At 35.9% G+C, this 22,983-nt stretch carries 17 protein-coding genes, 1 tRNA gene and 1 pseudogene; 13 read left to right on the top strand and 6 right to left on the bottom strand.

Going from position 1 to position 22,983, the window contains the following annotated elements; genetic code table 11:
• Positions 1 to 5 precede the first annotated feature (5 nt).
• Positions 6 to 1,427 carry an amidohydrolase gene (locus O6P34_RS04325; RefSeq protein ID WP_269686101.1) on the bottom strand — a complete coding sequence of 474 codons (1,422 nt, stop codon included), beginning with the start codon at positions 1,425 to 1,427 and terminating at the stop codon, positions 6 to 8.
• Between the two features lie 246 nt (positions 1,428 to 1,673).
• Here O6P34_RS04325 and O6P34_RS04320 point away from each other — a divergent pair, with 246 nt between their 5' ends.
• The 6 genes from O6P34_RS04320 (at position 1,674) to O6P34_RS04295 (ending at position 7,751) form a co-directional block, all read left to right on the top strand.
• Positions 1,674 to 2,306 (top strand): hypothetical protein, encoded by a 633-nt coding sequence (locus O6P34_RS04320; protein ID WP_269686100.1) that lies wholly within the window; start codon positions 1,674 to 1,676, stop codon positions 2,304 to 2,306.
• A 173-nt stretch (positions 2,307 to 2,479) separates the two neighbouring features.
• Positions 2,480 to 3,220 (top strand): 3-keto-disaccharide hydrolase, encoded by a 741-nt coding sequence (locus O6P34_RS04315; protein WP_269686099.1) that lies wholly within the window; start codon positions 2,480 to 2,482, stop codon positions 3,218 to 3,220.
• 321 nt (positions 3,221 to 3,541) lie between these two features.
• The gene (locus tag O6P34_RS04310) at positions 3,542 to 5,872 is read left to right on the top strand and encodes a glycoside hydrolase family 3 protein (RefSeq protein WP_269686098.1); all 2,331 of its coding nucleotides are present in this window, start codon (positions 3,542 to 3,544) and stop codon (positions 5,870 to 5,872) included.
• Positions 5,873 to 6,067: 195 nt separating this feature from the next.
• Positions 6,068 to 7,192, top strand: coding sequence for a PQQ-dependent sugar dehydrogenase (locus tag O6P34_RS04305; RefSeq protein WP_269686097.1), 1,125 nt, complete (start codon positions 6,068 to 6,070; stop codon positions 7,190 to 7,192).
• Between the two features lie 3 nt (positions 7,193 to 7,195).
• Positions 7,196 to 7,657, top strand: coding sequence for a c-type cytochrome (locus tag O6P34_RS04300; protein WP_269686096.1), 462 nt, complete (start codon positions 7,196 to 7,198; stop codon positions 7,655 to 7,657).
• A gap of 22 nt (positions 7,658 to 7,679) precedes the next feature.
• Positions 7,680 to 7,751: transfer RNA gene (locus O6P34_RS04295), tRNA-Arg, on the top strand.
• A 3-nt stretch (positions 7,752 to 7,754) separates the two neighbouring features.
• Here O6P34_RS04295 and O6P34_RS04290 read toward each other — a convergent pair.
• On the bottom strand, positions 7,755 to 8,498 hold the full coding sequence (locus O6P34_RS04290) for a DUF3298 and DUF4163 domain-containing protein (RefSeq protein WP_269686095.1): 744 nt from the start codon (positions 8,496 to 8,498) through the stop codon (positions 7,755 to 7,757).
• Positions 8,499 to 8,605: 107 nt separating this feature from the next.
• Here O6P34_RS04290 and O6P34_RS04285 point away from each other — a divergent pair, with 107 nt between their 5' ends.
• Entirely contained in the window at positions 8,606 to 9,751 is a 1,146-nt protein-coding gene (locus tag O6P34_RS04285; protein ID WP_269686094.1) for a cystathionine gamma-synthase, read from the top strand.
• A 77-nt stretch (positions 9,752 to 9,828) separates the two neighbouring features.
• On the opposite strand, the gene O6P34_RS04280 is transcribed toward O6P34_RS04285, so the two are convergent.
• Positions 9,829 to 10,632 carry a THC0290_0291 family protein gene (locus tag O6P34_RS04280; protein WP_269686093.1) on the bottom strand — a complete coding sequence of 268 codons (804 nt, stop codon included), beginning with the start codon at positions 10,630 to 10,632 and terminating at the stop codon, positions 9,829 to 9,831.
• A gap of 280 nt (positions 10,633 to 10,912) precedes the next feature.
• Here O6P34_RS04280 and gdhA point away from each other — a divergent pair, with 280 nt between their 5' ends.
• The 6 genes from gdhA to O6P34_RS04250 all read left to right on the top strand — a co-directional run bounded on the left by gdhA (position 10,913) and on the right by O6P34_RS04250 (position 20,172).
• Positions 10,913 to 12,256, top strand: a complete 1,344-nt coding sequence (gene gdhA, locus O6P34_RS04275) for an NADP-specific glutamate dehydrogenase (RefSeq protein WP_269686092.1) — start codon at positions 10,913 to 10,915, stop codon at positions 12,254 to 12,256.
• 129 nt (positions 12,257 to 12,385) lie between these two features.
• Complete coding sequence (porZ, locus tag O6P34_RS04270) at positions 12,386 to 14,689, top strand: type IX secretion system anionic LPS delivery protein PorZ (RefSeq protein WP_269686091.1); 2,304 nt, start codon at positions 12,386 to 12,388, stop codon at positions 14,687 to 14,689.
• Between the two features lie 70 nt (positions 14,690 to 14,759).
• Positions 14,760 to 15,473 (top strand): DNA repair protein RecO, encoded by a 714-nt coding sequence (gene recO / locus O6P34_RS04265; protein WP_269686090.1) that lies wholly within the window; start codon positions 14,760 to 14,762, stop codon positions 15,471 to 15,473.
• Between the two features lie 164 nt (positions 15,474 to 15,637).
• Positions 15,638 to 19,096, top strand: a complete 3,459-nt coding sequence (gene ileS / locus O6P34_RS04260) for an isoleucine--tRNA ligase (RefSeq protein WP_269686089.1) — start codon at positions 15,638 to 15,640, stop codon at positions 19,094 to 19,096.
• Positions 19,097 to 19,103: 7 nt separating this feature from the next.
• Positions 19,104 to 19,484 (top strand): TraR/DksA family transcriptional regulator, encoded by a 381-nt coding sequence (locus tag O6P34_RS04255; protein WP_269686088.1) that lies wholly within the window; start codon positions 19,104 to 19,106, stop codon positions 19,482 to 19,484.
• 85 nt (positions 19,485 to 19,569) lie between these two features.
• A complete protein-coding gene (locus tag O6P34_RS04250) occupies positions 19,570 to 20,172 on the top strand; it encodes a lipoprotein signal peptidase (protein WP_269686087.1) in 603 nt (200 codons plus the stop codon).
• A gap of 49 nt (positions 20,173 to 20,221) precedes the next feature.
• Here O6P34_RS04250 and O6P34_RS04245 read toward each other — a convergent pair whose 3' ends face one another.
• From O6P34_RS04245 to O6P34_RS04235, 3 genes and pseudogenes are all read right to left on the bottom strand, one after another.
• On the bottom strand, positions 20,222 to 20,632 hold the full coding sequence (locus O6P34_RS04245; protein WP_269686086.1) for a hypothetical protein: 411 nt from the start codon (positions 20,630 to 20,632) through the stop codon (positions 20,222 to 20,224).
• A gap of 75 nt (positions 20,633 to 20,707) precedes the next feature.
• A complete protein-coding gene (locus O6P34_RS04240; RefSeq protein WP_269686085.1) occupies positions 20,708 to 21,118 on the bottom strand; it encodes a hypothetical protein in 411 nt (136 codons plus the stop codon).
• A 190-nt stretch (positions 21,119 to 21,308) separates the two neighbouring features.
• Positions 21,309 to 22,895: pseudogene (locus tag O6P34_RS04235) on the bottom strand (carboxylesterase/lipase family protein).
• Between the last annotated feature and the right edge of the window lie 88 nt (positions 22,896 to 22,983).

Genomic DNA, 22,983 nt, shown 5'->3' with positions numbered 1-22,983 from the left:
CTAAATTATTTTCTATAATCCAAAGCAGGAGCTCTGTCGCCAAGAAGCGGAATGTATTTGAAATCTTCTCCTCTTTTTAGAATCAATTCTTCTTTTGCTTTTGAAATAACAGCAGGATTCAAAAATAAATCAATGGCGGTTAATGTAAGGGTTTTGGCAGCCACCATCATTCCTTTGTTACCAATAGCTGTTCCGCCGGAAGCAACGGCTTGCCAACTATGAGCGGGAGTTCCAGGAACCCAAGTAGCGCTGCTCATTCCGGCTGTTGGGACAGTAAAACTGACATCGCCAACATCGGTTGAACCAAAAGGCTCGCTTTCGGTTTTGTAAGGTAGAATAGTGTTTGCTTTCGTCACACTTTCATTTTTTATACCTAAACTTTCCGAGATTTTGGCAGCAAATACTTTGTCTTCTTCGGTATAGTTGACTCCTCCTACGGTAACTAAATTATCATACATCAGTTTTTGAATCGTCAGGTTTGGCAATAATTCATGAGTTCCTCCAATGAATTCAAAATCCATTTTGGTTCCCGTTCCTAACGCGGCTCCTTCCGCAGCTTTAGTGATTCTGTCGAAAATTTCCATCACGGTTTTCCTGTTCCCATGTCGAACATAATAATATACTTCGGCAAAATCAGGAACTACATTGGGCGCTTTTCCGCCATTAGTAATTACATAATGTATTCTGGCATCCGAAGGAATGTGTTCCCGCATCATATTGACCATCATATCCATTGCTTCAACACCATCAAGCGCTGACCTGCCTTTTTCGGGAGCAATTGCAGCATGTGATGATATGCCATAAAATCTGAATTTAGCTGATTTATTGGCCAAGGCTGATCCTGCATTGGCATCGTTTTCATCATTTGGATGCCAATGCAAAGCTGCATCTACATCATGAAAAAGCCCTTCGCGAACTAAATATACTTTTCCGGAGCCACCTTCTTCTGCGGGACAGCCATAAAACCGAATGGTTCCTTTTTTCTTATTGGCTTTGAGCCAATTTTTTACTTCTATAGCCGCTGCCATAGACGCGGTGCCAAATAAATGATGACCGCAAGCATGTCCGGCGGCTTTTTCTCCCGACTTTTTCTCGGGAACTGCTTCCTGCGAAAGTCCCGGAAGCGCATCGTATTCTCCCAATAGCGCAATAACAGGTTTTCCTTCACCATATTCGGCAATAAAAGCGGTAGGCATTCCGGCAACACCTTTAGTAATAGTAAACCCTTCGGCACTTAATGTTTCTTGTAACAATGTGGCACTTTTTTCTTCTTTAAAGCCCATTTCGGCATAACCCCATATTTTTTGTGCAATTGTTGTGTAGCTGTCTTTTTTATTATCTAAATCAGCTATTACTTTTTTGTTTTTTTGACCAAAAACAGAAATAGTAACTAAAAACAAAATTGGAATAAGCGATTTTTTCTTCATATTCTTGGGCTATTATTTACTTTAACTATTGCTAAATTGTTTTACAAACATAATTGATTCTTTGATTGTTTTTTCATTTATTGTAGGACAAATGAACTGAATTACATCCAAATAGACTCCGTTTTGTTTAAAAATATATGGTTTAAAGAGATTTTTGTGATTTTCTTTGCTTCATTGTGTGCGATTGACACTTTGTTTATATGTTTGTAATCCATATTTAAGAAAAACCACGAACAATTCCATTTTATGAACAAAACTTTACTTGTAATTATTACCACTCTTTTTTGCACATTTGCTCATGCTCAATCCGCCAATTTTGAGGCGAGTACCGGAGGATTTTCCTTTATTCCTGCTTTTACTTCTGAAGATCCGCATTTAATAATTAATGCTGGAACAAATCAAGACAAAAAGCTTTCGTTTCACCTATTATCCACGATACGATTGAGTAATTTAATTCCCAGAAGTGTTGTTTTTATCTCCCGATATAAAGTAATTGACAAAAAATTAAAAGTTAACATCGGGATTCATTTACCTGCATTGCAAATTAGTGAAGATTATCTTGTGGATACTTTCTTTGCCCAAGAATTAATCACGAGTTATGAATTGTCCAAAAGCGTTTCGATAGGCTCGTTCTATTTGCATGGCAAAGGCAGAAATAATGATTTTGAAGCTAATTTTTTAGCTTTTAATACTACTGTAAACAAAGGCAATTTTAGCTTTGTATCTCAATTATACGGTCTGGATGTAGATAATACGTATGGTGTTTCTGAAACGATTACCTATAAAATAAATAAAAATATTGATGCCAGAGGATTTGCAAATAAGACGATATCCAATGGAAAATTCAATTGGACATTAGGGCTTAGGTATAACTTGTAAATCAAAAGTATTTTCAAAAAAAGAGCACATTAGAGCTTTTGTTCTTTTATATCAAATCCGTAACAAGCAATACCTAAATTATTGTTTTAGTAAAGCATTGTGTTTCAGAGAAACATAATTTGTTATATTTGAAATAGCTATTGCATTTTTTTACATCAAAATTTACTATTTCTATGAAACAAAACCACTTTTCCAAATGGTGCATTATTTTAGTGTCCTCAATAAGTTTACTGTCGTATGCTCAAAAAACAGAGAGTCACAATACATTAACTGACGAACAGAAGCAAGAAGGTTGGGCATTGCTTTTTGATGGAACAACTACAACGGGTTGGCACATTTATAATCAGGGAAATATTAAGTCTGCTTGGGCGGTTATTGATGGGGAGTTAATTTGTGATCCCAATACCGAAAACGTGCAACGCGGCGACCTCGTTTCGGATAAAACCTATGATAATTATGATTTTACTTTTGAATGGAAAATCACCAAGGGAGGGAATAGCGGTGTATTCATCAATGTTCAAGAAGCCGAAGAATTTCCAACGGCTTGGACTACGGGGCCTGAATATCAATTGTTAGATAATGCAAATGCTTCGACTCATGATTTGAGAGATGGATTGCGTTTATCCGGTTGTGTTTACGGCTTGGCTCCATTAAAAAATAAAGTAAGTACGAAACGATTTGGCGAGTGGAATTCTTCCCGAATTTTGCAACAAAACGGGAAAATTACCTTTTGGCTGAATGGAGTTTTAACGGGTGAGGAAGTCATAAACAGTGACCGTTGGAAAGAATTGGTTGCAGCAAGTAATTTGGGGAAATTCCCCTCATTTGGAAAAGCAATCAGTGGTCGAATCGCATTTCAGGATTGGGCAAAGGGAGTTTCTTTGAGAAATATTAAGATAAAAGAGTTGAAGTAAACAACTGTAAATGTATCGAATACATAAAATTATATAAAAAGACTATCTGTAAAGATGGTCTTTTTTGTCCTTATCCAATTTTTGGATTTAAAACACGGTTAAATGACATATTTAGAGCGTATTCGATAACTCTTTTTTTAAATATTTTTGTTTCATTGTGTTGTTATGACGCATTATTTTATATATTTGAAATCGTTTTCGTAAAGAAAATATTGAAATCTGACTAGGAATTGGGAAAAGTATTACCAATCAAACCAGAGGACAGTTTAGCCTGCGAACACATTTAGCTGTTTACTATCTAAAAAACCAAACCAAAAAAATATGAAAAAAGGAATTGTACTACCTGCGTTGCTTTTAATTCTAGGAACGCAAACCTACGCACAAAAAAAATGGGCCGAAACCTCAAAAGGATCACATACTATTGTTCAAAATAAAGGAGGACAAACATTAGGCTATTCGCCAAAATCAGGAGTCAAAATCATACAAGTTGATGGTTTAGCTTTTAAAGATTTAAACAAAAACGGCAAGCTGGATATTTATGAAGATTGGAGAAAACCAGTAGCTGAACGTGCCAAAGATTTAGCTACCAAAATGACGGTCGAACAAATGGCCGGATTGATGTTGTACAGTCGTCACCAAGCGGTTCCAGCGCCAGAAGCAGGAATGTTTACAGGAACATACAACGGAAAACCTTTTTCTGCAAGTGGTGTAAAACCATCTGATTTGTCCGATCAGCAAATTGCATTTCTAACCAAAGACAATTTACGTCACGTATTGATGACTTCGGTTGTAAGTCCAATTATTGCTGCAGAATGGAATAATAATATACAAGCATTGGTTGAAGGTATTGGTGTAGGAATTCCGGCAAATAATAGTTCAGATCCTAGAAACGGAGCTAATAAAGACGCGGAATACAATGCAGGTTCTGGCGGTTCCATATCACAATGGCCGGAGGAATTAGGTTTGGCAGCTACTTTTGATCCTGCAATTACAGAACAATTTGGAGCTATAGCCGGTAAAGAATACCGTGCTTTAGGAATTGCAACCGCACTTTCACCTCAAATTGATTTGGCAACAGAACCAAGATGGAATAGATTTGTGGGTACTTTTGGCGAAGACCCAAAACTAGCAACTGACATGGCAAGAGCTTACGTAGACGGTTTTCAAACCTCTCCAAAAGCGATTGAGGCTTATGAAGGTTGGGGAAATTTGAGTGTTAATGCCATGATTAAACACTGGCCAAGTGGCGGACCTGAAGAAGGCGGACGTGATGGACATTTTGCGTATGGAAAATTTGCTGTATATCCAGGAAATAATTTTGAAACTCATATGAAGCCTTTCACAGATGGCGCTTTTAAATTGAATGGTGGTACTAAAAAAGCTTCTGCGGTGATGCCTTATTATACGATTTCATACGATCAGGATAAAAAATATGGGGAGAATGTTGGGAACGGATTCAGTAAATACATTGTTACAGATTTATTAAGAAACAGGTTTGGTTATGAAGGTGTAGTGTGTACCGATTGGTTGATTACGGCAAATGAAGGACCAACTCCAGATGTTTTCGCCGGAAAATCATGGGGTGTTGAAAAGTTAAGTGTAGCCGAAAGACATTACAAAGTGTTGATGGCGGGTGTCGATCAATTTGGAGGTAATAATGATATTAATCCGGTTCTTGAAGCCTACCAAATGGGGATAAAAGAACATGGTGAAGCATTTATGCGCAAGCGTTTTGAGCAATCAGCGGTTCGTTTGCTTTTGAATATTTTTAGAGTTGGATTATTCGAAAATTCATATTTAGACCCTGCAGAAACCAAAGCTATTGTGGGTAAACCTGAATTTATGAAAGCAGGATATGATGCGCAATTAAAGTCTATTGTGATGATTAAAAATCAAAATAAGACATTGCCAATTGCAAAAGGAAAAACGGTTTATATCCCGAAAAGAGTTACTCCTGCAGGAATCAACTTTTTTGGTCAACCCTCTCCTGAAAAAATTGAATATCCGGTTAATTTAGAATTGATTAAAAAATATTATACCGTAACAGATGATGCCAGTAAAGCGGATTTTGCCATTGTATTTATCAAAAGTCCAATAAGCGGCGGATACAGCAGAGCCGACAGAGCAGCGGGAGGAAATGGATATGTGCCAATTAGTTTGCAATTAAAAGATTACACGGCAGTCGATGCCAGAGCGCAAAGTATTGCAGCTGGAGATCCTGTGGTTGACCCAACTATTACAAACAGATCGTACTTGAATAAAACATCTAAATCCAATTCGTATCCTGATTTAAATACGATTCTTGAAACTAAAAAAGCAATGAATGGAAAACCGGTGTTGGTATCTGTAAATATTTCAAATCCAATGGTTTTTGCAGAATTCGAAAAAGAAGTCGATGCAATAGTAGGGGAGTTTGGAGTACAAGTAGAAGCGATAATGGATATTATTTCAGGACAAACAGAACCTTCAGGATTATTGCCTTTACAAATGCCATTGAATATGAGCACTGTTGAAAAACAATTCGAAGATGTTCCTCATGACATGATTCCGTATCAAGATACTACTGGAAATGTATATGATTTTGGTTTCGGATTGAACTGGAATGGCGTTATTAAAGATGCCAGAACAGCTAAATACAGCATTAAAAAGTAATAAAAACGTAGTTAATTGTATAAAAAGACTGTCAGTAATGATGGTCTTTTTATTTTTAAATAATTGAAATCATTGGTTTTGTTTTATTTATGTTGTTAATATTTTATCAAATTTAAAATGAACTCTTGTTGATTTAAAACCTCTTTTACTATCTTTAAAAAGATTTCTTTTCAAACGAAACCTAAAAATGTATTCATGAAAAAAAACACACTACAATATCTTTCTGTTTTTTCTTTCCTTTTTTTTGGCTGTCAAGCACAAGTTAAATCGAATGATATTCCCATCAAAGAGGAAATTAAAACCTATACTCTCGAAACCGTTGCTTCTGGTATTGCTGTGCCTTGGGGAATGACTTGGTTGCCTGACGGAACGCTTTTGATAACTGAAAAAAGTGGCAAATTGTATGCTGTCAAGGATAGTGTAAAAACCGAAATTAAAAATGTACCTAAAGTGTATTCCAGAGGTCAAGGCGGTTTATTAGACATTGCTTTACATCCCAATTATGCTAAAAATGGATGGATTTATATCACCTATTCTTCTGAGGAAGGAGAAGGGAATGGGGCTCATACCAAACTCATTCGTGCCAAAATTATTGATGGAAGTCTCGCCCAAATAGAGTCAATATACCTAGCCACACCCAAAACTACAAAAGCACATCATTTTGGTTCCCGAATTGTATTTGACAACGACGGCTACTTGTATTTTTCGGTGGGAGAACGTGGTGATCACTTTGTAAATCCACAAGATATTAAACGCGATGGCGGAAAAATATACCGTTTAAATGATGATGGAAGTATTCCTAAAGACAATCCTTTTGTGGGACAAGCTGGAGCAAAAGAAGCTATTTATTCTTATGGTCATCGCAATCCGCAGGGAATGGCCAAAAATCCGGTAACTGGAGAAATTTGGGCTCACGAACATGGACCTCAAGGCGGTGATGAAATTAACATTGTCAAAAAAGGCGCTAATTACGGATGGCCGGTAGTTACCTATGGTATCGATTATGACGGAACTACCATTAGCACCGAAAAGGAAAAACCAGGGATAGAAAAACCAATTTTTTACTGGTTGCCTTCAATCGCTCCAAGCGGAATGACATTTGTAACCAGCGACCGTTATCCGGATTGGAAAGGACATTTATTAGTTGGTTCATTGAAATTTCAATATTTAGAATTATTAAAATTGAAAGGGAGCGAAGTCATCGACAGACAAAAAATAGCTACTGATATTGGGCGTTTACGAAATGTAGTTCAAGGGCCAGACGGTTATATTTATATAGCTGTTGAAGGAAAAGGAATTCTTAAAATTATCCCGAATTAATATATGTGGACAGCAAAACTATTTTTGGGATTCGGTCTTTTTTTAGCAGGCTACTTTTACTTTGAAAGTCCAAGGGTTAAAACAAATATAATTTCTGGTAATTACAGCAGTATTACAAATAAAAACAGAATTGATATTATAAAAAATCAGTTGCCAGGAAAAGAAATCTATATGGATTTTTGTATCCAATGCCATGGCGCTGATGGAAAAGGTGATGCGAAAAATTTTCCGCCGCTTGATGGTTCAGATTGGCTTACCAAACAGAGAAAACAAAGTATTCATGCGGTAAAGTTTGGCCAAAGTGGCGAAATTATTGTCAATAAAACAAAATTCAACAACAGTATGCCTGCTATGGGATTATCGAACCAGGAAGTGGCTGATGTGATGAATTATATCATGAATTCCTGGAGTAATAAGCAAAGTAAAACAGTAACAGAGCAGGAAGTGGCCGAGATTAAAGAATAAAAAAGTATTTCGTTTTTCATACAGCCTTGTAGTTCAATGGATAGAATGGGAGTTTCCTAAACTTTTGATCTAGGTTCGATTCCTAGCAGGGCTACGATTACTTCCGTATCAAATAATTATTTACTTCGTTGAACGTCAAAAATAAATCTTTTGGACCATCCGCATAAGAAGCGGCTTCATATTGATTATAATGTAAAAGCAATCCTTTATCGGTATAAAAAATATTGAGTGGCAGCTGAAATTTGTCATCTTCAAATTGAAATCCAGTGGCATTAATTGATTTGTTTTCTGGAATGTTATATTTAGTTCTGAATTTTTTTTCGGCGAAAGCTTTAAATGCATTTTTGTCTTTAAATAATTGGTCATTTGGAATTGATTTTCCAGTGTCAGGATTAAAAATCAGGGAGCGCAACCCTTGATAACCGTGCGCACCTCCGGTAAAAGTATAATGATTAATTTCGATATTCAAGATACTGTCCGATTGATAAATTACTCGTCCTTCAATCTTGCCTTCCCAACCAAAAGTATCTTCCGGAAAATCTTTTTGTACGGTTTCGTAGGAGCCTATAAAGGAATCCAATAGTCCTTTGTAATCAGTTGAAGGATATGGCTTTTCGCCAAAATAAATAATTCCTTTCAACACAGAAAATATTTTTTTATTGATGCTGTCGGCAACAACAGGAACGTCTTTCGCAAAAGGAATTTTCACCGTAATTTGAGGACAGTTTTCGTTGCAGGGTAAAGTTGTTTTCTTCTCGAAATAGCGGTCTTCAAAAGTCAATTCATTAGAACAGCTTATAAATAGCAGTGCCAGTATGGCGAAAATAATAGAATGTTTCATCTCGAAAAAGTGTTAATTAAATACAAAGGTATTGACTTGTTCCTTGCTTTGAATAAATTAAACGGTAAATTTGTTTTCTTATTTTAGCAGTTAAAAATTGTAAACCTATGAAATTCAATACCAAAGTTATACATGGTGGTCAACATCATGATCCAAGTACTGGAGCTGTGATGCCTCCGGTGTATCAAACTTCTACATTTGTGCAGACTAGTCCGGGGAAACCATTAAATCCAGATTATGAATATAGCAGAGCCGCAAATCCTACCAGAACGGCATTGGAACAGGCATTGGCAAGTATTGAAAACGGAACAAGAGCCTTGGCTTTCTCGTCTGGATTGGCAGCAACAGATTGTATTCTTCGTTCTTTTAAGACGGGTGATGAAATCATTGCCATGGATGATTTATACGGAGGAACTTATCGAATGTTTACCCGTATTTACAAGGATTCCGGGATAAAATTTCATTTTGTCGATATGAATGATTTGGAGAAATTTCATTCGTTGATTAATGAAAACACTAAATTGGTTTGGGTAGAAACACCTACAAACCCCTTGATGAAATTAGCCGATATTCAAGAAATTGCTAAGATTACTAAAGAAAAGAAAATCCTTTTTGCAGTCGACAATACATTTGCAACGCCTTATTTACAAAAACCGTTAGATTTAGGTGCTGATATTGTCATGCATTCTGCAACCAAATATTTGGGAGGTCATTCGGATGTAATTGCCGGAGCTTTAATTGTCAAAGAGGAAGCTTTGGGAGAGCAATTGCATTTTCAACAATTTGCTACAGGAGCAACACTTGGGCCCATGGACAGTTTTTTAGTTCTTAGAGGAATAAAAACTTTGCATTTGCGGGTTCAAAGACATTGTGAGAATGGTGAAAAAGTAGCGGAGTTTTTAAACAATCATCCTAAAATAAAAACGGTATATTATCCGGGATTACCAAGTCATCCGTATCATGAAATTGCCAAAAAACAAATGAGCGGTTTTGGCGGAATGGTTTCATTTACTTTTGTTTCGGGTAAGAAAGAAGATGCAATTGCGTTTTTAGAAAATCTTACTGTTTTTACTTTGGCAGAATCGCTTGGTGGAGTTGAGTCATTGGCAAATCATCCCGCTTTGATGACGCATGCATCAATTCCGGAAGCTAAAAGAAAAGAAGTTGGTATTACAGATGATTTAGTTCGATTGAGCGTAGGAGTTGAAGATATCAATGACTTGATTGAAGATTTGAAACAAGCATTGGTATAAAAAAAGTATTTCAAAAAAAACAAACCCCAATTTTAAATCTAGAATTGGGGTTTGTTTTTTTTATTTTAGAGATTCTGTTATTGCAAATAATAAATGTAACCAACGTTAAACCATACTAACCAATCGTTAGCTTTGTTTTCTTTATAAATTTCCGGATTCGGATTAAGTCCATCAACCCAATTAGAGTAAAAATACTGAAAACGCATATCGACCATTACGTCTTGTAATGGGCTTAATTTATAACGTGTCCCTATACTTGAAACCACAGACCAAACGGAACCACTTTCGGTTGAGTAGCCATAAGGGCGACCTTCAGAGGGTATTAAATATTTTGGAAAAGTTGTTAGTGGTGTTCCCAAAGGACCTAAAATTGAAGAAGCTTCGGCATTATAATAACTAAATTGAGCGCCCAAACTTACAAACGGTCCCCAGCTTTCTATAGTTGAGGTGAAATCACGAATACTCCAAGGGAAATATTCGAGTTGCATTCCTAAGTTTGTAACCGCTGTTTTTCCTCTCATTCCACGCAATTGCTGTACGCCTAATGAATTGTCATTCTTATTAACCCAACGGCCAAAATGTTGTAAGCTGGTCTTATTATAGGAGAGTTCAGATCTTAATTTAAAATGGTCATTAAAGTAAGTTTCCGGAGTATAGCAGTTACAATCAGCTTTATATGAGAAGTTTAAATAATGAATTATTCCTATTCCAGTACCCGTATTTCCGGCGTTTGTTCTCAAATCTTTACGTTCGCCATAATCAGATTGAAAAGCAACAGGGCCTGCAATTACTCCTATTTCATGAGAAAAGCCAAACTGCGCACTTATTTTATTTGAAAAACCAATTAAAATAAATAAAATAAGAGTTATGTGTTTGAGCATCGGGGGGATAAATTTTTCAAATCGTGACAAATATATAAAAACATCATTCATTTCAAAAAATAAAAACTTAAAAATTAAAGATAAGTAAACAAATACTTGTTTATTTATGAAAACTACAACGTTTTCGTAATAAGAGTATTGTAAATTCATATTTCTTTAAAATAGGTTAATAAAAAGATAATTCTGTTGATATAACAAAAAATTGGCGTCAAATATTCTTTTTAGATGTATATTTGTACTTACAAACGAAAACGGTTTCTTAATTAATTTATTACTGTCTATGTTACAAAAGATAAATGATTTTATGGCTCAAGTTGAAGCCAAAAATCCAAACGAACCTGAATTTATTCAAGCGGTTAGAGAATTTGCAGAAACGGTAATTCCATTTATAGCAGCGCAAAAGAAATATGACGGGAAAAACCTGCTTTTAAGAATAGCTGAGCCGGAACGTTCTATCATATTCCGTGTTCCTTGGGTTGATGATAAAGGTGAAATTCAAGTAAACAGAGGATTTAGAATTCAAATGAATTCTGCAATCGGGCCATACAAAGGAGGAATACGTTTTCATCACACAGTTAATTTATCGGTTTTAAAATTTTTAGCTTTTGAGCAGGTATTCAAGAATAGCTTGACCACTTTGCCAATGGGTGGAGGTAAAGGAGGATCGGATTTTGACCCTCAAGGAAAATCAGATGCCGAAGTGATGCGTTTTTGTCAGTCGTTTATGACTGAATTGTGCAGACATATTGGTCCGCAATTAGATGTTCCTGCCGGAGATATTGGTGTTGGAGCCAGAGAAATTGGATATTTATTTGGTCAATATAAAAGAATACGAAATGAATTTACAGGTGTTTTAACCGGTAAAGGATTGGCTTACGGAGGCTCATTAATCCGACCGGAAGCTACGGGTTATGGAGTTGTTTATTTCACAGAACAAATGTTGAGAACCATTGGTCATGAAATCAAAGGCAAAACATTTGCTATTTCCGGATTTGGAAATGTAGCTTGGGGAGTGGCCTTAAAAATAAACGATTTGGGCGGTAAATTACTTACTATTTCCGGACCTGATGGTTATATTTATGATGAAGAAGGTATTTCTGGTGAAAAAATCGAATTTATGCTTGAAATGCGGGCAAGAGGAGACAACAGAGCCGAAGCGTATATAGAGAAATATCCAAATGCAGTTTTCCATAAAGGAAGAAGCGTTTGGGAAGTAAAAGTAGATATTGCAATTCCTTGTGCAACTCAAAATGAGTTGAATGAAGAAGATGCTAAAAATCTAATTGCCAATGGTGTAATTTGCGTAACAGAGGCTGCAAATATGCCTTGTACCTTAGAAGCAATTAAGTTATTCTTGAAAGCAAAAGTGCTTTTTGCTCCAGGAAAAGCCGCAAATGCAGGAGGTGTTGCAGCATCAGGATTAGAAATGACACAAAACTCAATCCGTTTAAACTGGACAAGCGAAGAAGTAGATTCCAGATTGAAAGATATTATGGTAGGAATACACAATCAGTGTAAGAAATACGGAGTTGACGAAGATGGATATGTGAACTATGTAAAAGGAGCAAATATCGCCGGATTTGTAAAAGTAGCAGATGCTATGCTCGCTCAAGGAGTGGTGTAATTATTTTTTCAAAAGATTAAAAATGCCTTCTTCCGTTGTTTCGGAGGAAGGCATTTTTTTATTTAATAGAACAAAATCCAGAAACTTGCGTTTGTAGTATATTTGTGAATTCATACTATTAAAAAAATAATGAAAAAACGGCTTTTATATTTTTTGTTTCTAATTGTTGTGCAAATGGGTTTTTCCCAAAATAATTTGTCATGGCAAGGCTATTTTTCATACAATGAAATCAAAGATTTGTCAGAGTCTCCTACGGCAGTTTTTGCCGCTTCTGAAAACGCGTTGTTTTCTAAAAATACGGTTACCCATTTAATTAAAACTATAAATACCGTAGACGGGCTTTCGGGTCAGACGATTTCATCATTATATTATAGTTCGGCATTCAATAAAACAATAGTTGGTTATGAAAATGGGTTAATTATTGTAATTAATGAAGCGGACGGAAGCATGCTGAACGTTGTTGACATTATCAATAAAGAATTGCCTTCGAACATAAAAAAAATCAATCATTTCATGGAGTTTGAAGGAATTGCTTATGTTTCCTGTGATTTTGGAATTGTTCAGTTTAATTTGGAGACCATGCAGTTTGGTGATACCTATTTTATTGGTGAAAATGGATCAGAAATTAGTATTACTCAAACCGCAATTTTCAACGGATTTATATATGCAGCTTCGAATAATGGAATTAAAAGAGCAGATTTAACCAATAAAAACCGTATTGACTACAACCAATGGGAAACCATTTCCGGAGGCAGTTGGTCCAGTATTGAAACTTTTGGCACGGAACTTATTGCGAGTACTACTGGGGGAAATTTGCAAAAATTCAATGCAACCACAAATTCATTTACCAGTTTTATGGCTTTAACTGAGCCGGTTTTGGATGTGAGGGCAAGAGAAAATAAATTGATTGTAACGACTCCGAGTACGGTTTTTATATACAATTCTCAATTGCTTATAGACCATCAAATAAACAGTAATCAAATTACAGACGTGAATCCGGTTTTTAGTTGCGCGACTTTGATAGATGATGTTCTTTTTATGGGGACCAAAGGAAACGGTTTGTTTGCTACACCATTTTCTACCACAACGACTTTTGAAAATATAACTCCCATTGGGCCTTCCAGAAATAATGTGTTTGCGCTTCAGGCGACTTCAAGCGCACTTTGGACCGTTTACGGTGGGTATTCGGGCGGTTATAACCCGTATAGTTTTGAGCCGGGAGCACCAAATACTTTCGGAATAAGTAAATACAGCGAAACAGGATGGCTTAATATTCCTTACGAAGCGGTTTTAGGCGCAAAAGCAATTTCGAGAATTACAGTGAATCCAAATAATGAAAATGAAGTATATGCGAGTTCCTTTTTTTCGGGATTATTAAAAATTGAAAATGAGGTGCCAACCATATTATACAATCAAACAAATAGCGGATTAGAATCAATATCATTTCTTGGCCCAAGCTATATTGATGTTCGAATCAACGGAGCAGCGTTCGATAAATCTGGGAATCTTTGGGTAAATAACAGTTTAATCGAAAAAGGATTAAAGGTCTTAAAATCTTCGGGACAATGGCAAAGTTATTCCTTGGATGTAATTTTAGATAAAAGCATAGACACCAGTATGGGCCGATTAATTATTGATAAAAACAGTACAAAATGGTGGTGTACTAATAGTGATGGAGTAATTGCTTTTAATGAAACGTCGAACAGTTTCAAAAAAATAACCCAAGGTGCTGACAATGGGAATTTACCAATTATGGATGTAAGAGCATTGGCAATCGATACGAGAAACCAACTTTGGATAGGAACGACAAAAGGATTGCGAATTTTGTCAAATGTGAGTAATTTTCAAACCGAAGAGCAATTGACAACAACTCCTATTATAATTATAGATGATAATTTGGCGCAGGAATTATTATACGAACAATTCATCACGGATATTGTGGTAGATGGCGCCAATAATAAATGGATTGGTACTGCAGATTCGGGCGTGTTTTTAGTTTCGGCAAACGGTCAGGAAACCAAGTATCATTTTACAACCAGTAATTCGCCATTGCCCAGTAATATTATCAATGACATTGACATAAATAGTTCGACGGGAGAAGTTTTTATAGCAACAACCAAAGGTTTGGTTTCTTTTAAAGGAACTGCAACGGTGGCAAATGAGGATTTAAACAGCGCATATGTTTATCCAAATCCGGTGCGACCAGAATATCAGGGAACCGTTAAAATAGCCGGATTATTAGACAAAGCCAATGTGAAAATCACCGATATCGAAGGAAATTTGGTTTATGAAGCCATTTCCGAAGGTGGAACAATAGAATGGGATACGACGGCTTTTGGAAAACACAAAGTTGCTTCCGGAGTGTATATGATTTTTATTTCGGCGCAGGACGGAATCGAAACTAAAGTTAAAAAAGTAATGATAATCAGATAGGTTTCAGGTATTGGGTTTAAAAAATTCAAACCGAACACCAATACCTAAAACCGAATACCCAACACCTAAAATGTTAGTAAAAACCAAAGCCATTGTGATTTCGGCATTAAAATTTCAGGAAAAAAGCCTGATTGTAAAATGCTTTACGTTGTCACATGGTTTGAAATCCTATTTTGTCCGAGATGCTTTTTCTGCTAGAAAATCGAATCAAAAAATCGCCTACTTTCAACCTTTGACGATTCTCGAAATCGAGGCGGTGCATAAAAACAAAGGAACTTTAGAGAATTTCAAAGAAATAAAAATCGCATCTCCTTTTCATTCCATTCATTCGGATATTTATAAAAGTACGATTGTGATGTTTGTTTCCGAAATTTTGCATCATTCTATTCATGAGGAAGAAAAAAACGAATCACTTTTTACTTTCCTTGAAACGGCTTTGCATTGGTTGGATAATCACGATGAAACGGCTAATTTTCATTTGATTTTACTATTGGAAATCACAAAATATTTGGGTTTCTATCCGGATATTTCAGATATTGACATGCCTTTTTTCGAAATGACCGAAGGTGTTTTTACCCCCTTTCATGCCATCAGTTCGCTTACCGAACATGAAAGTAATTTGTTCAAAAAACTAATCGATTTGAAATTTGATACCGATCAAAAAACTTTTCATGTTATTGAAAGACAGATTGTTTTGAAAATTCTTATAGATTACTATAGTTTTCATCTTGATGGATTCAAAAAACCAAAATCTTTAGATGTTTTGAAAGAAGTTTTCTCTTAAAATTTCCCATTCTTGTTGAATAATTGCAGGAATAATTTAGAAGATAGTAACAATTCATCGATAAAATTTTATCCTATAACGTTTTAAAAAAAATTAATTCAGGAATTGGTGGCTAAAAAATTCAAAATTCCTTACTTTCGCACCTCGATTAAGAAAAGGATAAAATGAGTATAAAATTTACTGAATACAAAGGACTTGACTTACCAAAGGTAGCATCAGAAGTACTTGATTTTTGGAAGGAAGAAAACATATTTGAAAAAAGTGTAACCACTCGCGAAGGGAATCAACCATTCGTGTTTTTTGAAGGTCCGCCATCGGCAAATGGATTGCCTGGAATACACCACGTAATGGCGCGTGCCATTAAAGATATTTTCTGCAGATATAAAACTCAAAAAGGATTCCAAGTAAAGCGTAAAGCGGGTTGGGATACTCATGGTTTGCCTGTGGAATTAGGTACTGAAGCGGCATTAGGAATTACAAAAGAAGATATCGGGAAAACCATTTCGGTAGAAGAATATAACGAGGCCTGTAAAAAAACAGTAATGCGTTATACGGACGTTTGGAATGATTTGACCGAAAAAATGGGATATTGGGTAGATATGGAAGATCCATATGTGACCTATAAACCCAAATATATGGAAACGGTTTGGTGGATTTTGAAACAAATCTACAACAAGGATTTGATGTATAAAGGTTACACAATTCAGCCGTATTCTCCAAAAGCAGGAACAGGATTATCTTCACACGAAGTGAATCAACCGGGAAGTTACAGAGATGTTACAGACACGACGGTTGTGGCGCAGTTTAGTGCAACGGTTTATCCTAATGGAGAAACGTCAGAGAACACAGTTGAGAAAGCATTCAAGTTACAGTATCCTCTTTTTTTCGGAGAAGGGTCGATGAAAGGCCTTTTTCAATTTTTAGCATGGACGACAACACCTTGGACTTTACCTTCAAACACTGCGTTGACTGTTGGTCCAAAAATCGATTATGTTTTAGTTAAAACATTTAATCAATATACTTTCAAAAATGTAAATGTTATTCTTGCTAAAAACTTAGTTGGAAAACAATTCGGAAAAGGATTTTTTGCAAGTACAGAAGCTGCTGATTTTGAAAATTTCAAATCAGGCGATAAAAAAATACCATATCAAATCTTGGCAGAATGTAAAGGAGCTGATTTAGTTGGTATTCGTTACGAACAATTATTGCCGTTTGCTTTGCCATATCAAAATCCAGAAAATGCTTTCCGAGTGATTTCTGGTGATTTTGTAACCACCGAAGATGGAACAGGAATTGTTCATACAGCACCAACTTTTGGAGCAGATGATGCAAAAGTGGCTAAAGAAGCTACGCCAGAAGTTCCGCCAATGTTGGTTCTTGACGAAAATGGAACTCCGGTTCCTTTGGTAGATTTGCAAGGAAAATTCACGTCACATATGGGTGAATATGCCGGTAAATATGTGAAAAATGAATATTACAACGAAGGCGAAGCACCCGAACGTTCTATAGATGTAGAAATTGCCATTCGATTAAAAGAAGAAAATAAAGCATTCAAAGTAGAGAAATACGTGCACAGTTATCCGCATTGTTGGAGAACCGATAAGCCTATTTTGTACTATCCGTTAGATTCTTGGTTTATCAAAATCACGGAAGTTAGAGATAGAATGTTTGACTTGAACGAAACCATCAACTGGAAGCCAAAAGCAACTGGTGAAGGCCGTTTTGGAAATTGGTTGAAAAATGCCAACGACTGGAATTTATCTCGTTCCAGATATTGGGGAATTCCATTGCCAATTTGGAGAACCGAAGACAAACAAGAAGAAATTTTAGTAGGTTCTGTTGAAGAATTATACAACGAAATCGAAAAATCTATTGCGGCAGGTTTTCAAACTACAAATCCTTTTGCAGGTTTTGAAGTAGGAAATATGGACGAAAGTAACTATGATTTAATTGATTTGCATAAAAATGTAGTCGATGAAATTACATTAGTTTCTGCTTCCGGAAAACCAATGAAGCGTGAGGCGGACTTGATTGACGTTTGGTTCGATTCTGGTTCAATGCCTTATGCACAATGGCATTATCCTTTTGAAAATAAAGATAAAATTGATGAAAACAAAGATTTTCCAGCGGATTTTATTGCCGAAGGAGTGGATCAAACCCGTGGTTGGTTTTATACATTACACGCCATTGGAACATTAGTTTTTGATAAAGTAGCTTATAAAAATGTAGTTTCAAACGGATTGGTTTTAGACAAAAACGGACAAAAAATGTCCAAACGTTTGGGTAACGCCGCAGATCCTTTTGAAACTTTAGCAGAATATGGTCCTGATGCCACACGTTGGTACATGATTTCGAATGCGAATCCTTGGGATAACTTGAAATTTGATTTGGAAGGAATTGCTGAGGTTCGTCGTAAATTCTTTGGAACGTTATACAATACATATTCGTTTTTTAGTTTATATGCTAATATTGATGGTTTTAAATATGCCGAAGCGGAGATTCCGTTAAACGAAAGACCAGAAATTGACCAATGGATTATCTCGGAATTGAATACCTTGATAAAAGAAGTGGATGGTTTTTATGCCGATTACGAACCAACAAAAGCCGCTCGTGCGATTTCAGATTTTGTACAGGAAAATTTAAGCAATTGGTACGTTCGTTTGTGCAGAAGACGTTTCTGGAAAGGAGAATATGCACAGGATAAAATTGCGGCTTATCAAACCTTATATACGTGTTTGTTGACTATAAGTAAACTAGGTGCGCCAATTGCTCCGTTTTTTATGGATAAACTTTACAGAGATTTAACGCAGGCTACACAATCGGAAGAATTTGAGTCGGTACATTTGGCGACGTTTCCGGTTTTGGTTGAAAACTATGTTGATAAATCGTTAGAGAGTAAAATGCAGAAAGCGCAGACCATTTCATCACTGGTTTTATCACTCCGAAAGAAGGAAATGATTAAAGTGCGCCAACCTTTGCAAAAGGTAATGATTCCAGTACTTGACGCTAATCAAAGAGCTGAAATCGAGGCGGTTTCGGACCTAATAAAAGCAGAGGTAAACGTGAAGGAAATTGTGCTTTTAGATGATGCTTCGGGTATTTTGGTGAAACAAATAAAACCTAATTTTAAAGCACTTGGACCCCGTTTTGGAAAAGATATGGGTTTGATTTCTAAAGAGATACAGGTTTTATCTTCGGAACAGATTAATCAATTGGAACGAGACGGAAGCCTTTCGATTGTTATTGCAGGAAATAATGTAATTTTATCATTAGAAGATGTAGAAATAACATCCCAAGATATCGAAGGTTGGTTGGTTGCTAATTCAAATGGCATTACAGTTGCATTAGATATTACAATCAGTCCGGAATTGAAACAAGAAGGAATTGCAAGAGAATTGGTAAACAGAATTCAGAATATCCGTAAAGATTCAGGATTTGAAGTTACTGATAAAATTAAAGTATACTTGCAAAATAATGATACATTACAAGAAGCTGTAAAAGCAAATGAAGCTTATATTAAATCCGAAACGCTTACAGAGTTTTTGGTTTTTGAAGAAAATATAGCAAATGGAACAGAAATAGAATTTGACGAAATAAAAACAAAAATAACAATCACTAAATAAATAAGCTATGATAGATGAAATGACCCGATACTCAGATGGTGATTTAGCCGAGTTCAAAGAAATAATCCAAAAAAAGATACAAAAAGCACAAGCTGATTTAGATTTGATAAAAAGTGCCTATATGAACGACTTGAATAATGGTACAGATGATACTTCGCCAACATTCAAAGCTTTCGAAGAAGGTAGCGAAACAATGTCTAAAGAAGCCAACTCACAATTGGCAATTCGCCAAGAAAAGTTCATTCGTGATTTGAAAAATGCACTATTCCGTGTAGAAAACAAAACATACGGAATTTGTAAAGTTACGGGTAAATTAATCGGGAAAGAAAGATTGAAAATCGTTCCTCATGCAACTATGAGCATCGAAGCGAAGAACTTACAACGATAATCACCTTGTTACAAAATAATTAACGCTCCATTGGGAGCGTTTTTTTTGAATAAATTGTTATTTTTGCGCCATTAAAATTTATAAAATGTCATTACGAAAAGCGTATCTCCTTATTTTCATCATATTAGTTGTTGATCAATTTTCTAAAATATACATCAAAACAAACTTTGTTTTGGGTGAAGAAGTTGAGGTTTTCAAATGGTTTAAGATTCTTTTTATCGAAAACGAAGGAATGGCATGGGGGACCGAAATACCTGGCGCTTACGGTAAATTGTTTTTAACGGTATTCCGTTTACTGGCCGTTGGCGGAATTGGCTATTGGTTGTGGGATTCGGTTGAAAGAAAACACAGCACAAATTATCTTATAGTAGCCATTTCGTTAATTCTTGCCGGAGCATTCGGAAACATAATCGATTCTGTTTTTTACGGAGTGATTTTTGATGACAGCCAACAACAATTAGCAACATTATTTACAGATACACCTTATGGAACTTGGTTTCATGGTAAAGTTGTCGATTTATTTTACTTCCCTTTCTGGCATGGAAATTTACCAACTTGGTTACCAATTTGGGGAGGAAGAGAGTTTACTTTTTTTAACGCTATTTTTAATGTAGCGGACATGGCTATTTCAACAGGCGTAGGTATTTTGATTGTTTTTAATAAAAAAGCATTTCATAAAAACACCTAAGTCAATACTGTATTTCTGCTTAAAATAAGCATTCCCGTTTCCTATTGTATTAAGACTTATAGAAATCTTTTACTTGGGCCACAATTTCATTTAAAGTCATTTTATCCGAAGTTTCAACGGCTCTCAGTATGCTGGGATTTATTATATTTTGATGCTGAATTTTTTGCTCTAGTTTTGTTTTTGTTTCGGCAGGACCAAAAACATAGAGTTCATCTGCTTTTTTAACGTTCGATAAAACAGCTTCTATAAAATAGTCTGTTTGCTCATTTTTGCGGTTTTTAAATTTCGTTTCGCTGTCACTTTGATGTGCGCCTGAGAACGTCCCTTTGTTGCCTTCTTTGTTGTGATATACGTTGTTTTCAATTTCAGAATCTATTTCTGTAATTTTTTCTTTGCCACCGTTAAGCGTTACAATTATCGCTTTTGAGCTGTCTATCCAAATGCCTGTTTGTGTTTTCATGTTCTTTTTTTTTAAATGTTTAAGTAGAATGTTTTCAACTGTTTTTTCGGAAAAGAATAATGGGCATTGTTTAATTTAGGGGTATTGTTGCAGTATGTTTTTCAGTTCACTTATTAAAACGTGTTCTGTTTTATTTTTTCCTGAAAAAGAAGTTGCAATAGCGTTTGCTGTTTTTAGGATTAAAGAATTTGTTTCGAGTGTAAACAGGCTTTCGTGTTCTTTTCTGAAGATTTTAAAATCAGGAATAATCGTTTTAGAATCCCATTCATTGGCAGCAAGCCAGTCAAAGACGATTTCGATTTCATAAGCAGTATCATCTCCAAATTCATTAAAAGTGTTTTCCAGCGGAAGCCATTCGTTTTTAACAATCTGTTTGAGCTTCATTATTTCTTCTTCACGAACATTTTTATCTATGGCCGCAATGCAGTAAAACACTTTTCCTAGGTGCTCGTAAAAACGAGTCATTGTTTGGTGAGAAGGTTTCATTTTTTAATCTTTTAGAGGAAAAAAAACAACATATAAATTTACGAAAAAATAAACAATCTTGTTCTTGATTTCTTGTTTTTTCTTCTAACACTTGTAAATTTTTTAAATATAATTATTTGATTTTCAGTTTTTAACAAAAAAAGAGGAAGCCTTTTTTAGTGACTTCCTCTTTTTTGCAACGGCAGAAAAATTATTTTTTAGAGTATTCTTTGTCTAAAAATAAGTAACGGGCGTCGTTCTCTGCTCGTACTGATTTTGAGGCTAAATCGATAATCATGATTTCGGGTTTTTCTTCATTTTTTGCCATTGGCCAAACCGGAAGCTTATCACCATTTGGATTTCCAGTTTTAATAAAGTTGGCAAAATAATTCAGCATCGTTTCTGAAACTGCATAATCAGATTCTGTCCAGGCATAGTCTTTATTTCCGGCTAAATTACCCATTGCATATTCGATTTCAGCAGAGTGAACCGCTCCTTTTGGTATTGGTGCTTTTGGAGTGTTTGAATTCTTTTTGATGACACCGCCAGCAAGGCCAGCTTCAAGACTGTTGTCTCGCATTTCTGGTCTGGGATGTGTGTAATAATAGCGGTATACCGGTTGTGTGCTGTTTTTTCGATGCAAATCAAACCATTTCCAGGTGCTGTAGGCGATAAAACGGTCACCCGATAAATCGGTGGCAGATTGCTCTGTTACTTCCAGAGTTCCTGTTGGATATAATTTCAATACTTCATCGGCTTTTTTGCCATACAATTCTTTTACTTTTTGAATATAGGTTTCATTACTGATGTCTTTTCCGGCTGTCAATGCTCTGTAAGTCATTTCTTCGGAGTTCCATCCTAATAATAAAGGAATCATAGCTTGTTGTTTGGCTTCAAAAGTTTCAGGTAATGTTTTGGTTAAAAAATAACCGTCAATGGTAGTTTTGAAAACGCCTAAACTGCTTCCTAACGATTTTTGGTAAAGTTCTAAAGTAGACATTTCACGCAGGTTTTTTAAGGAAGTTGCTCCGATTTTTTGGGCATATTCAAGGCCTGTTTTTTCGGCTTCGGCCAAAGGAACCGGTGCTAATGTTGGGAATATAGAACCACCGCTTTCGCCGATAGCTCCTGCAATAAGTCCTTTTGATAAAGGAGAAGCCATTTGTGCACTTACGGCAATAGAACCCGCTGATTCTCCTGCAATAGTTACGCGTTTTGGGTCGCCTCCGAATTTTGAAATATTGGCTTGTACCCATTTTAAAGCAGCATTTTGGTCTAATAGCCCATAATTTCCTGACGCATGATTCGGTGATTCTTTGGTTAATTCCGGATGGGAGAAAAATCCCCAAATCCCTAATCGATAGTTTACGGTTAAAGTTACAATTCCTTTTTTTGCCATATTCTCACCGTCTTAACGACTTTCTGAGCCATCGCCTGCAGCAAAACCACCACCGTAGAAATACACTAAAACTGGTAATTTTTCATTGGCAGATTTTGCAGGTGACCAAACGTTCAGGTACAAACAATCTTCGCTCATACCATCACTTCTAAAACCCATATCGCCAAAAACATTAGATTGAATGGCTCGTGGTCCAAATTTTTTGGTTTGTTTTACCCCATTCCAATTTGTAACGGGCTGTGGAGCTTTCCATCGTAAATCACCTACTGGTGGCTGTGCGAACGGAATTCCTTTGAAACTTTGAATGTTTGTCTTTATGTCAAATTCACCTTCAATAGTTCCGTTAGCAATAGTCAGTTGAATAGGAAAAGCATTTTGATTTTCGGCTTGTTGCGCCATCGAAAAGAAAGGAATGAGCAACAGCAGAATTCCGATACAGTTTGTTTTTAGATTCATAGTGTATTATTTTATTTGTTTTTTTGATACT

It is taken from the genome of Flavobacterium lacustre, assembly GCF_027474525.2.
Lineage (GTDB): Bacteria > Bacteroidota > Bacteroidia > Flavobacteriales > Flavobacteriaceae > Flavobacterium > Flavobacterium lacustre.
The sequence above is the reverse complement of the archived record's forward strand: the minus strand, read 5'-3'. Positions and strand labels throughout refer to the sequence as shown.